This window comes from Lelliottia nimipressuralis (assembly GCF_004402045.1).
Taxonomy (GTDB): domain Bacteria; phylum Pseudomonadota; class Gammaproteobacteria; order Enterobacterales; family Enterobacteriaceae; genus Enterobacter; species Enterobacter chinensis.
Map to the genome: position 1 here is coordinate 128,242 of NZ_SOMG01000018.1, position 10,900 is coordinate 139,141.

Sequence of the window (10,900 nt, forward strand, 5' to 3'; positions counted from 1 at the left end):
GGATTGTCGATTTCTGCAGCACATCACAATTTCATCACTTAAGTGAAATTGCGTCGCGTTTCAGAATTTCCGTATCTGCCACAGACCTGGCCGTAAAACTGTGAGAGGATGTCTTTTTTCCTGCCGGAGTTGTTATGAAGCTCACGTCCAAACTACGCCGCGACTGGCACTACTACGCCTTTGCTATCGGGCTCATTTTCATTCTTAACGGCGTCGTGGGCCTGCTGGGATTTGAAGCAAAAGGGTGGCAAACGTATGCCGTCGGGCTGGTGACCTGGGTAATCAGTTTCTGGCTGGCGGGTTTGATTATCCGCCGTCGTCCTGAAGAGACGACAGCGGATGAGACGGAAACGGCGAAGAGAGCCGATTAACCGTTTACGGAACTTTTAAGCGCGCTGTCGGCGGCGTGACGCTCCAGCGCCAGTTCGATCAGGCGGGTGATCAGCTCTGAGTAGCCCAGCCCGCTCGCCTGCCACAGTTTAGGATACATGCTGATGTTAGTGAACCCCGGCAGCGTATTGATTTCGTTGATCACCACGTCATTTTCCGGCGTCAGGAACACATCCACGCGTGCCATGCCGCAGCAGCCGAGCGTCTGATAAGCGCGAATGGCGATCGCCCGGATCTTATCGTTGATTGCCGGATCGATATCAGCAGGAACAACGACCTGAGCGCTTTTGTCATCAATGTATTTAGTATCGTACGAATAGAAGTCGCTGTTTAAGACCACTTCACCGCAGGTGCTCGCCTGTGGAAAATCGTTGCCCAGGACGGCGCATTCAATTTCACGGCCTTTGATGCCCTGCTCAACCACCACTTTATGGTCGAACTCAAACGCCAGACGGACGGCTTCTGCAAACTGTGCTTCGTCTGTCACTTTGCTGACGCCCACGGAAGACCCCTGGTTTGCAGGCTTCACAAACAGCGGTAGACCCAGCTGTTCGCTAATTTGTGCGAAGCTGTGTTTGTCGCGGTTGGCGCGGGTCAGGGTAACGAACGGCGCAACATTCAGCCCGGCATCGCGCAGCAGGCGTTTGGTGACGTCTTTGTCCATGCAGGCGGCGGAGCCGAGTACGTCCGAACCGACGAACGGCAGGTTGGCCATGCGCAGCATTCCCTGCAGGGAACCATCTTCGCCAAGAGTGCCATGAACGATGGGGAAAACAACGTCGATCTGGGCGAGAGCCTGCGCATTGCCTGCGTCGATGAGCTGTCCCTTCACGACGCCGGGTACGGTAGCGACGCTAATTTCCGAAGGATTAAGGGCGATGTGCGCCGGATCGTGGGCATTAAGCAGATACTGGCTGGCATCGTTAACGTGCCACTGACCCTGTTTATCAATGCCCAGCAGAACCACGTCGAAACGGCTTTTATCGATCGCATCAACGATATTTTTGGCCGATTGCAATGAAACTTCGTGCTCCGCTGATTTTCCCCCAAAGACAATACCTACGCGCTGCTTAGCCATCTCACTCTCTTCCAGTCTGACGAAAAGCCAATAACATACCACGATGCCCGGCGGGTTTCGCGACCTTCTGCCATAATGTTTTGGGGAATGTTGAGGGGGGAGTGTGAAAGGAAAAACGCTGCTGACCGTTTTGATTATTGTCGTAGTCGCAACGGTGGGTTACCGCTGGTTGCCGCCTGACTACAACCCTTTCATACCGCTGACGCTTGACGACCCGCCTGGCCGAATCACCCAGTACAAGCTTCGGCGTTTAACCCCCGAGGCCTGCGCAAGCCTGTTATCCCAGGCTAACCAACGAGATCTTATCCGCACTCAACCGGTGGCTGACAGCGGCGGGGCGTGTCCGCTTAGCAACGTCGTGCGCGTGCGTAGCTTCGGCCCGGTCAGCCTCAACGGCAGTTTTCTTGCCAGCTGTCCGCTGGCGCTCAGCTCTGCGCTGTATATCAGCCAGCAGGCCCGGCCGCTGACAAAACGCTATATGGGCAGCGACCTGGCGCGTATCGACCACCTCGGCAGCTTTGCCTGCCGCAATATTTACCACCGCCCAGATGCCCGACGCAGTGAACATGCCACGGCAGAGGCGCTGGATATCGCCGCTTTTCGCCTGTCGAACGGTGAACGCGTCACGGTGCTGAACGGCTGGAAGGCAGCAAACACGCAGCCATGGCTGAAGGCAATGCTGACGGCAAGCTGTGGCTACTACGGGAATGGTCTGGGGCCAGAGTATAACGCGGCACATGCCAACCACTTTCATCTGGGGATTCACGGTTTTGGACTCTGCCGCTGAAGCATAATATTCCGCCAGAAAATGGATGATTTGTGACTTATTTCACAAATATGATGACTGGGAAGATAAAACACCAAAGTCAGTCAGGTCGCATCTCTGGTACGACGTCAAAACGCGTAACTTGCTAATCTGTAGGCGAATTCGCCTAAAAATGAAGACTATTTCTTTATGGAATCCTGGAAAGTTAATCTCATCTCGGTCTGGTTCGGTTGCTTCTTTACCGGGCTGGCCATCAGCCAGATCTTGCCGTTCCTGCCGCTGTACGTATCGCAGCTGGGGGTGACCTCGCATGAAGCGCTCTCCATGTGGTCCGGTCTGACGTTCAGCGTCACGTTTCTGGTATCCGCCATTGTGTCACCGATGTGGGGCAGCCTGGCGGATCGGAAGGGCCGGAAGCTGATGCTGCTGCGCGCCTCGCTCGGGATGGCGATCGCCATTCTGCTGCAGGCCTTCGCCACCAACGTCTGGCAGCTGTTTTTCCTGAGAGCGGTGATGGGGCTGACGTCCGGGTATATTCCCAATGCCATGGCGCTGGTTGCTTCACAGGTACCGCGCGAGCGTAGCGGCTGGGCCCTGAGTACGCTCTCCACGGCGCAGATAAGCGGCGTCATCGGTGGCCCGCTGCTGGGGGGCTTTCTGGCGGACCACGTCGGGCTGCGCGCGGTATTTATCATCACCGCTATCCTGCTGGTGGTCAGTTTTCTGGTGACGCTCTTTCTTATCAAAGAGGGGGGGCGCCCGGTTATCAGTAAATCTGAACGCCTGAGCGGCAAGGCCGTTTTCGCCTCGCTGCCTTATCCGGGGCTGATGATCAGCCTGTTCGTGACCACTATGGTTATCCAGCTCTGTAACGGTTCGGTTGGTCCGATTCTGGCGCTGTTTATTAAGTCGATGGAGCCGGAGAGCAATAATATCGCTTTTCTGAGCGGCATGATTGCCGCCGTGCCGGGCGTATCCGCGCTGATTTCCGCGCCGCGTCTTGGAAAACTGGGTGACAGGATTGGCACGGCGCGCATTCTGATGGCTACGCTGATCTTTGCCGTCGTGCTCTTTTTCGCGATGTCGTTTGTCACCTCTCCGCTTCAGCTTGGCGTACTGCGCTTTCTGCTTGGCTTTGCCGATGGCGCAATGTTGCCTGCGGTACAGACCCTGCTGGTTAAATATTCCAGCGACCAGGTGACGGGGCGTATTTTTGGATATAACCAGTCATTTATGTATCTGGGGAATGTTGCCGGTCCGCTTATTGGCGCTTCCGTTTCCGCAATGGCTGGTTTTCGTTGGGTATTTGCTGCCACGGCGATTGTCGTTTTAATCAATATTATCCAGCTGGCTATTGCGCTGCGTCGTCGCAGGCAAATGGCGGAGGCGAAATCAGTGAGATAACCGTTTCGCTGATGCATTATATATTCTTATAGTAGCCGTATTTTATATAACAAAATGCGGCGTTTTTTTATAGAAAAACGTTTCGCTGACGGCACGAGTCATTTATTTTCGTTCCTGTATCAATTTTGCATACCATAATATATTTCTTCTCTTTGCATAACGGATTCAGAATGCTAACTTCAGACAAAACTGATAAGGAAATAGCACGATGAAAAATCTGATTGCTGAATTGCTGGTCAAGCTTGCACAAAAGGAAGAAGAGTCAAAAGAGCTGGTAGCCCAGGTCGAAGCGCTGGAAATTGTGGTTACCGCGCTGCTGCGGCAGATGGCGAAAACCGATCAACAGGCGTTGATTGAGAGCGTGGAAGGTGCGCTGGACAGCGTCAGGCCTGAATCGCAGGTGCCGGCTGAGGATGCTGAGATGCTCCACCAGTACGTAAAGAAGCTGTTAAGGCATCCGCGCAGCTAAACCGTCACAGGACGTAACGACGTGTCATAGAATTGTCATGCAGGATGCCTATAGTCGCTCTGTTTTTATTTTTATGTATTTGTACATGGAGAAAATAAATTGAAACAGAGCGCACTTTTCATCGCATTACTTCCCCTGTTAATTACCCCGGCCATTTATGCGGACACCGTCCAAACCAGCGTGCTGGATAATCGTGCCGCAAAAGGGGATATCACCGAGCCTGGCGGCGCACGCAGATTGTCGGAAGATCAAACCGCCGCTATTCGCGCTTCGCTGAATGATAAACCGGCAAAAAACATTATTCTGCTTATTGGCGATGGAATGGGTGATTCCGAAATCACAGCGGCGCGAAATTATGCTGAGGGTGCGGGCGGCTTTTTTAAAGGTATCGACGCATTACCGCTGACCGGACAATATACCCATTACGCGCTGGATAAAAAAACCGGCAAGCCGGATTACGTAACGGATTCAGCAGCCTCCGCCACGGCGTGGTCCACTGGCGTGAAAACCTATAATGGCGCGCTGGGCGTGGATATTCACGAAAAAGATCATCAAACCCTTCTGGAGATGGCAAAAGCGTCGGGGCTGGCGACCGGCAACGTTTCTACCGCTGAGCTTCAGGATGCAACGCCTGCGGCGCTGGTGGCGCACGTGACCTCGCGTAAATGCTATGGCCCGTCAGTGACCAGCGAAAAATGCCCAACGAACGCGCTGGAAAAAGGCGGCAAGGGTTCGATTACGGAACAGCTGCTGAATGCACGCCCTGATATGACGCTGGGCGGCGGCGCGAAAACCTTCGCGGAAACCGCGACGGCGGGCGAGTGGCAGGGTAAAACGCTGCGCGAGCAGGCGCAGGCTCGCGGCTATCAGCTGGTGAGTGATGCCAGTTCTCTGGCGGCGATAACCGAGGCGAGCCAGGACAAACCGCTGCTGGGGCTCTTCTCGGACGGCAACATGCCCGTGCGCTGGGAAGGGCCTAAAGCCTCATATCACGGTAATATCGATAAACCTGCCGTGACCTGTACGCCGAACCCGAAACGTACTGACAGCGTACCGACGCTGGCGGCGATGACTGATAAAGCGATCTCTCTGCTGAGTAAGAGCGAAAAAGGGTTCTTCCTGCAGGTTGAAGGCGCGTCGATCGATAAACAGGATCATGCTGCCAATCCGTGCGGCCAGATTGGCGAAACGGTCGATCTGGACGAAGCGGTGCAGAAGGCGCTCGCGTTCGCGAAAAAAGACGGTAACACTCTGGTGATCGTCACCGCGGACCATGCGCACGCCAGCCAAATTATCCCGGCTGATACCAAAGCACCGGGCCTGACGCAGGCGCTGAACACCAAAGATGGCGCCGTCATGGTGCTGAGCTACGGCAACTCTGAAGAAGAGTCCATGGAGCACACGGGCACGCAGCTGCGCATTGCAGCCTACGGCCCGCATGCGGCAAACGTGGTAGGCCTGACCGATCAAACGGATCTGTTCTATACCATGAAGGCGGCGCTGGGTCTTAAATGATAAAACCCCGGCGGAAATCACATCTGCCGGGTGGTTTTTTTCCTGTCACGAACCAGACTTACAGGGAATGTTCACAAAAGGATGGTGCAATGAAAACAACATTACTGGTTACTCTGCTCTCTGGCCTGTTCCTGATCGCATCGGCGAACGCGGAAGAGAAAACGTTAACGCCTCAACAGCAGCGTATGACCACCTGTAATCAACAGGCGACGTCTCAGAGTCTGAAGGGGGACGCCCGTAAGACCTATATGAGCGACTGCCTCAAAAATGGCGCCTCGAAACCCGCTGAAAAAAGCCTGACGCCGCAGCAGCAAAAAATGCGCGAATGTAATGCGAAGGCAACCGAGCAGTCCCTGAAAGGGGACGACCGCAGCAAGTTTATGAGTGCCTGCCTCAAGAAAAAAGTGTAGTTCTAACGGGTGAGCGGCTCCGGCGGCTCACCCGAAATTTCATACTTTCCCCGCAGACCCCCTCTCTATAATTTGGGAAAATGTTTCAGAATATTCCCAAAAATGATGAATGATGAAACCTATTACAGCAAAAAGCGCATTCGGGAAGAGTGGAATTTAACCCTTTCTCAGGATGACCCTCACCGCGCGGGCATTCAGTTTGCCCGGCGAGTTCGGCTGGCGCGCGCTGTCGGGCTGGCGGCAATGTTTTTCCCCATTGCCGGAATGCTGGTCACCCATTTTTTACCCGGCGGCTGGTGGCTTTTACTGGTGGGATGGTCGTTCGTCTGGCCCCATTTCGCCTGGCAGTTATCCTGCCGCGCCTCGTCACCTCATCAGCAGGAAATCTTTAATCTGAAGATCGATGCCATTATCGCCGGGCTGTGGATTGGCGTGATGGGGGTGAATGCGTTACCCACGGCAGCGCTGGTGATGATGGTGGGGATGAATATGATGGGCTCCGGCGGCTGTCGCCTGTTTATCCCCGGGATAATGTTGACCTTGCTCTCCGCGCTGGTGACGTTGCCATTCGTCGGGAGGGTGGCTGTCTTCAACCCCGATCCCGTGGAGTGGGGCTTCACGCTTCCCGTACTCGTGCTTTACCCCATGCTGTTTGCCTGGCTCAGCCACCGAACGGCCGTCAGGCTTGCGGAGCATAAACGGCGGCTGGAAATGATGAGCACCCGCGACGGAATGACCGGGGTCTTTAATCGCCGGCACTGGGAAATGTTGCTGCGAAATGAATTTGAGCATTGCCGGCGCAGCCACATCACCGCCACGATACTGCTGATTGATATTGACCACTTTAAGAACATTAACGACACATGGGGGCACGATGTGGGCGACGAGGCGATCATCGCCATTACGCGCCAGCTCCAGATGTCGGTGCGTTCAGGCGATGCTATCGGCCGGTTTGGCGGGGATGAGTTTGCGGTGATTATGTCGCAGACCGCGGCGGAAAGCGCCATCGACGTGATGTCTCGGGTGCACGAGCGGCTGGAAAAACTGTCGTTACCGTGCGCGCCAAAAGAAGCGCTGCGCATAAGCGTAGGCGTTGCCCCCTGGGGACCGCAGTTTGGACATTATCGTGAATGGCTGAAGGCGGCTGACGTGGCGCTGTACAGGGCGAAAAATGCCGGGCGCAGCCGTACCGAAGTGGCCGCCTGACGCCCGACTGAGACCATCAGGATTTACTCAGTTTCTCTGATTTTTCCATGCATTTTGCCATCGCCTCAATGACCGCCGAGCGGAACCCGCGCTCTTCCAGCACCCGCACCGCTTCGATGGTGGTACCGCCCGGAGAGCAGACCATATCTTTCAATTCACCAGGGTGTTTGCCGGTCTCCAGCACCATTTTGGCGGAGCCCATAACGGCCTGTGCGGCGAACTTATACGCCTGCGCACGCGGCATACCGCCAAGCACAGCGGCATCGGCCATCGCTTCCAAAAACATAAAGACATATGCAGGAGCAGAACCACTGACACCGACCACCGGATGGATCATCGATTCGGCAATCACCTCCGCTTCACCGAAGCAGCGGAAGATGTTCAGCACATCGGCCACTTCTTCTGTGGTCACCAGCGCGTTAGGCGTTACGGAGGTCATGCCGGCGTTGACCAGCGAAGGGGTGTTAGGCATCGCGCGGACGATTTTACGGTCGTGGCCCAGCGCGCGCGCCAGCTGATCGAGCGTGACGCCAGCGGCAATCGACACGACCAGCGTCTCTTTGTTCAGGCTGGAGGTGATATCGCTCAGCACTTTGATCATGATGTTTGGCTTGACGGCACCAAAGACGATATCGGCGACCTGGGCCACTTCCTGCGCGCTTTCGGCGGCGTTGATCCCGTATTGATCGCGCAATGCGGCAACCTTGTCCGGTGACGGGGTATAGACCCAAATCTGACCCGGCAGAACCTGCCCGCTGGCGATCAGACCGCCCAGGATGGCTTTGCCCATGTTACCGCAGCCGATAAACCCGATTTTCTTGTCCATCACGATTCTCCGTCATTATGCGTTGTTTTCTCTGATTGATAGCTTAACAACGAAATGCAGGCGACAATAGTCGGCAGAATCATTATGGGGAGACAATATGGCGATTTGGGTTGATGCGGACGCGTGTCCGAATGTGATTAAAGAGATTTTGTTTCGCGCCGCCGAGCGCGTCCAGATGCCGATGACGCTGGTGGCGAACCAGAATATTCGCGTGCCACCTTCGCGGTTCATCCGCTCTTTGCGCGTTCCGGCCGGGTTCGACGTGGCGGATAACGAAATTGTGCGCCTGTGTAGCGCGGAAGATCTGGTGATCACGGCGGATATTCCGCTGGCCGCTGAAGTGCTGGAAAAAGGGGCGGCGGCGCTCAACCCGCGCGGTGAACGTTACTCGCCTGCGACCATTCGCGAGAAGCTCACCATGCGCGACTTTATGGATACGATGCGGGCCAGCGGCGTGCAGACCGGCGGGCCGGACAGCCTGTCCCAGCGCGACCGTCAGCAGTTCGCTGCCGAACTGGATAAATGGCTGCTGGAAGTGAAGCGCCGCACTGCGTAATGATAATTATTGTCAATTTGTGGTACAGTGTGGCCTCCACAGGGTTGTCATCCCGTACCGCTTTGCAGTAAAGTAATCGCAACATCTTCTGCAATTATTTCTTTACACTCTTCAGCCATCCGGCATCAAGGGGAACACCTGGCTATGACCCAACCCATCTTTTTAGTTGGCCCCCGCGGCTGTGGGAAAACCACCGTTGGCCTGGAACTGGCACGCGTGTGTCATCGCCAGTTTGTTGACACCGACCACTGGCTGCAAACCGAGGCCGGAAAAACCATCGCCGACATTGTTGAGCAGGAAGGGTGGGAGAGCTTTCGCGCACGCGAAACGGCCGCGCTGAAAGCGGTCACCACACCCTCAGCCGTGATTGCGACAGGCGGAGGCATTGTGCTGGCAGAGTGTAATCGTCACTTTATGCGCGAAAAGGGGATTGTTATCTATCTCAGCGCGCCGGTGTCGGCTCTGGTAGGGCGTCTGGAGGCATTTCCGGAAGAGGGGCAACGCCCTGCTCTGACCTCCAGGCCGCTCAACGAAGAGGTGAGTGAAGTGCTGGCCGAACGTGATGCATTATACCGCGAAGCGGCTCACCACGTGGTGGATGCATCAGCGTCTCCCGAAGACGTTGTGATTCAGATTATTACCGCCCTGCGTTTGGCTTGTGCAAGCTAACCGGCGTCTATACTTATAGCTCAGACATAAAAAAAGGATGAGCTATGCCAACCAGACCCCCCTATCCCCGTGAAGCGCGCATTGTTACCGTCGAAAAAGGCCATACGGGTCATACCGTGACCTGGTATCAACTGCGTGCCGATCACCCTAAACCGGACTCGCTGATCAGTGAACACGAGACTGAACAGGAAGCGCTGGATGCGAAGCGGCGCTACGAAGATCCCGATATAACCTGACCGTTTTCCTAAACGCTCCAATATCGTGCCTGAATCACACTTTTTACTCATCGAGAAAGTTAAGCAGGAGTTAATATTTAGTTATTACAAGTAACTCCGGTATCGGCAGGCGATCTTTACATTTCGATGTCGGGATCACCTGCTACGCTTGGTGCTGTTTTGTTGAAAAAATGAGCTGCGCAGCGTAGTAAGCCTGTACCTGTGTGCACGATGTTGGAGTAATGGAAGGCGATAAAGATGAAGGCAACGTTGGCGATCCTCACCATTGGTGTGGTCCCTGTAAGCGAAGTGTTACCGCTCTTAACCGAGCATGTATCTGAACAACAGATAACGCATCTCAGCCTGCTGGGGAAGATGAGTCGGGAAGAGGTCATGGAAGACTACGCTGTAGAGGCGGGGGAGGATCCCCTGGCGACGTTATTAAGCGACGGTAAACTGGCGCATGTATCACGCCAGAAAATCGAACGCTCGCTGCAGGGCGTAATAGAAGTACTCGATAATCAAGGTTATGACGTTATTTTGCTGATGAGTACCGCACCCATTAAGGGGCTCACGGCGCGCAATGCAATTTTGCTGGAGCCGATGCGGATCATTCCGCCGCTGGTGGCCTCCATCGTCGATGGTCATCAGGTGGGGGTGATTGTTCCTATCGAGGAGCTCATGGACAACCAGGAGGCAAAATGGCACGTGCTTGAAAAAGTGCCCTTGTATGCGCTGGCAAATCCGTTCTGGGACAGTGAGGCCAAACTCATTGCTGCCGGGAAGGAGCTGCTGGAGAGAGGGGCAGATGTGTTGATCCTGGACTGCCTGGGTTTCCACCAGCACCATCGTGATTTACTGCAAAAAGCGCTGGATGTGCCCGTACTGTTATCCAACGTTCTGATGGCGCGCCTGGCCTCGGAACTCCTGATGTAATGATTTTGCGTGACAGGTGATGAGCATGGCCCCTATAGTGAATTTTTATCTAAAAATATAAGGGCTAGTTCATGCTTCAGAGTAACGAATACTTTTCCGGTAAAGTGAAATCCATTGGTTTTACCAGCAGCAGCACTGGCCGCGCCAGTGTCGGCGTGATGGCTGAAGGGGAATACACCTTTGGCACAGCGGAAGCTGAAGAAATGACGGTGGTCAGCGGCGCGCTGAACGTCTTGCTGCCGGGTGAAACGGAATGGAAAGTTTACGCTGCCGGACAAGCTTTCAACGTTCCTGGCCACAGCGAATTCCATTTGCAGGTTGCTGAACCTACCTCTTATCTGTGCCGCTACCTGAAATAATCTTCTTCCCTCTCCCCGTTGGGGTGTACAGTCCGGGGACATGGTAGACAGGTGTTCGGGGACATGGTGAACACTTTTTAACATCCTTTACCCATGGTGAT

General features: G+C 54.8%; 14 protein-coding genes. 12 read left to right on the top strand and 2 right to left on the bottom strand.

Going from position 1 to position 10,900, the window contains the following annotated elements:
* The first annotated feature begins 134 nt into the window (after positions 1–134).
* On the top strand, positions 135–371 hold the full coding sequence (locus E3U32_RS12655; RefSeq protein WP_025756225.1) for a DUF2754 family protein: 237 nt from the start codon (positions 135–137) through the stop codon (positions 369–371).
* Here the strand turns inward: E3U32_RS12655 and ddlA are convergent.
* On the bottom strand, positions 368–1,468 hold the full coding sequence (ddlA, locus tag E3U32_RS12660; RefSeq protein WP_134349074.1) for a D-alanine--D-alanine ligase: 1,101 nt from the start codon (positions 1,466–1,468) through the stop codon (positions 368–370). The two genes, E3U32_RS12655 and ddlA, sit on opposite strands and share 4 nt — an antisense overlap.
* 103 nt (positions 1,469–1,571) lie before the next feature.
* On the opposite strand from ddlA, the gene E3U32_RS12665 reads away from it, so the two are divergent.
* The 6 genes from E3U32_RS12665 to adrA all read left to right on the top strand — a co-directional run bounded on the left by E3U32_RS12665 (position 1,572) and on the right by adrA (position 7,238).
* Entirely contained in the window at positions 1,572–2,255 is a 684-nt protein-coding gene (locus tag E3U32_RS12665) for an extensin-like domain-containing protein (protein WP_134349075.1), read from the top strand.
* Between the two features lie 168 nt (positions 2,256–2,423).
* Positions 2,424–3,638 carry a multidrug efflux MFS transporter gene (locus E3U32_RS12670; protein ID WP_134349076.1) on the top strand — a complete coding sequence of 405 codons (1,215 nt, stop codon included), beginning with the start codon at positions 2,424–2,426 and terminating at the stop codon, positions 3,636–3,638.
* Between the two features lie 208 nt (positions 3,639–3,846).
* The gene (gene iraP / locus E3U32_RS12675) at positions 3,847–4,107 is read left to right on the top strand and encodes an anti-adapter protein IraP (RefSeq protein WP_134349077.1); all 261 of its coding nucleotides are present in this window, start codon (positions 3,847–3,849) and stop codon (positions 4,105–4,107) included.
* A gap of 99 nt (positions 4,108–4,206) precedes the next feature.
* The gene (gene phoA, locus E3U32_RS12680) at positions 4,207–5,622 is read left to right on the top strand and encodes an alkaline phosphatase (RefSeq protein ID WP_134349078.1); all 1,416 of its coding nucleotides are present in this window, start codon (positions 4,207–4,209) and stop codon (positions 5,620–5,622) included.
* 89 nt (positions 5,623–5,711) lie between these two features.
* A complete protein-coding gene (gene psiF / locus E3U32_RS12685) occupies positions 5,712–6,032 on the top strand; it encodes a phosphate starvation-inducible protein PsiF (protein ID WP_134349079.1) in 321 nt (106 codons plus the stop codon).
* A 102-nt stretch (positions 6,033–6,134) separates the two neighbouring features.
* The gene (gene adrA, locus E3U32_RS12690; RefSeq protein WP_134349080.1) at positions 6,135–7,238 is read left to right on the top strand and encodes a diguanylate cyclase AdrA; all 1,104 of its coding nucleotides are present in this window, start codon (positions 6,135–6,137) and stop codon (positions 7,236–7,238) included.
* A 16-nt stretch (positions 7,239–7,254) separates the two neighbouring features.
* On the opposite strand, the gene proC is transcribed toward adrA, so the two are convergent.
* The gene (gene proC / locus E3U32_RS12695; RefSeq protein WP_024906789.1) at positions 7,255–8,064 is read right to left on the bottom strand and encodes a pyrroline-5-carboxylate reductase; all 810 of its coding nucleotides are present in this window, start codon (positions 8,062–8,064) and stop codon (positions 7,255–7,257) included.
* Between the two features lie 97 nt (positions 8,065–8,161).
* On the opposite strand from proC, the gene E3U32_RS12700 reads away from it, so the two are divergent.
* The 5 genes from E3U32_RS12700 to ppnP all read left to right on the top strand — a co-directional run bounded on the left by E3U32_RS12700 (position 8,162) and on the right by ppnP (position 10,799).
* Positions 8,162–8,620: a YaiI/YqxD family protein gene (locus E3U32_RS12700; RefSeq protein ID WP_134349081.1), complete on the top strand. Its 459-nt coding sequence runs from the start codon at positions 8,162–8,164 to the stop codon at positions 8,618–8,620.
* Between the two features lie 144 nt (positions 8,621–8,764).
* On the top strand, positions 8,765–9,289 hold the full coding sequence (gene aroL / locus E3U32_RS12705; RefSeq protein ID WP_008503273.1) for a shikimate kinase AroL: 525 nt from the start codon (positions 8,765–8,767) through the stop codon (positions 9,287–9,289).
* Between the two features lie 44 nt (positions 9,290–9,333).
* A complete protein-coding gene (yaiA, locus tag E3U32_RS12710; protein ID WP_023334675.1) occupies positions 9,334–9,525 on the top strand; it encodes a protein YaiA in 192 nt (63 codons plus the stop codon).
* A gap of 237 nt (positions 9,526–9,762) precedes the next feature.
* Positions 9,763–10,440 (top strand): AroM family protein, encoded by a 678-nt coding sequence (locus E3U32_RS12715; protein WP_008503271.1) that lies wholly within the window; start codon positions 9,763–9,765, stop codon positions 10,438–10,440.
* 71 nt (positions 10,441–10,511) lie between these two features.
* On the top strand, positions 10,512–10,799 hold the full coding sequence (ppnP, locus tag E3U32_RS12720) for a pyrimidine/purine nucleoside phosphorylase (RefSeq protein WP_025756214.1): 288 nt from the start codon (positions 10,512–10,514) through the stop codon (positions 10,797–10,799).
* Positions 10,800–10,900: the final 101 nt, after the last annotated feature.

Bases quoted from the DNA above. Each gene is read 5' to 3' on its own strand.
- adrA (WP_134349080.1), top strand. From the start codon at position 6,135: ATGATGAATGATGAAACCTATTACAGCAAAAAGCGCATTCGGGAAGAG.
- aroL (WP_008503273.1), top strand. From the start codon at position 8,765: ATGACCCAACCCATCTTTTTAGTTGGCCCCCGCGGCTGTGGGAAAACC.
- E3U32_RS12655 (WP_025756225.1), top strand. From the start codon at position 135: ATGAAGCTCACGTCCAAACTACGCCGCGACTGGCACTACTACGCCTTT.
- ppnP (WP_025756214.1), top strand. From the start codon at position 10,512: ATGCTTCAGAGTAACGAATACTTTTCCGGTAAAGTGAAATCCATTGGT.
- psiF (WP_134349079.1), top strand. From the start codon at position 5,712: ATGAAAACAACATTACTGGTTACTCTGCTCTCTGGCCTGTTCCTGATC.
- yaiA (WP_023334675.1), top strand. From the start codon at position 9,334: ATGCCAACCAGACCCCCCTATCCCCGTGAAGCGCGCATTGTTACCGTC.
- E3U32_RS12670 (WP_134349076.1), top strand. From the start codon at position 2,424: ATGGAATCCTGGAAAGTTAATCTCATCTCGGTCTGGTTCGGTTGCTTC.
- E3U32_RS12715 (WP_008503271.1), top strand. From the start codon at position 9,763: ATGAAGGCAACGTTGGCGATCCTCACCATTGGTGTGGTCCCTGTAAGC.
- E3U32_RS12700 (WP_134349081.1), top strand. From the start codon at position 8,162: ATGGCGATTTGGGTTGATGCGGACGCGTGTCCGAATGTGATTAAAGAG.
- iraP (WP_134349077.1), top strand. From the start codon at position 3,847: ATGAAAAATCTGATTGCTGAATTGCTGGTCAAGCTTGCACAAAAGGAA.
- proC (WP_024906789.1), bottom strand. From the start codon at position 8,064: ATGGACAAGAAAATCGGGTTTATCGGCTGCGGTAACATGGGCAAAGCC.
- ddlA (WP_134349074.1), bottom strand. From the start codon at position 1,468: ATGGCTAAGCAGCGCGTAGGTATTGTCTTTGGGGGAAAATCAGCGGAG.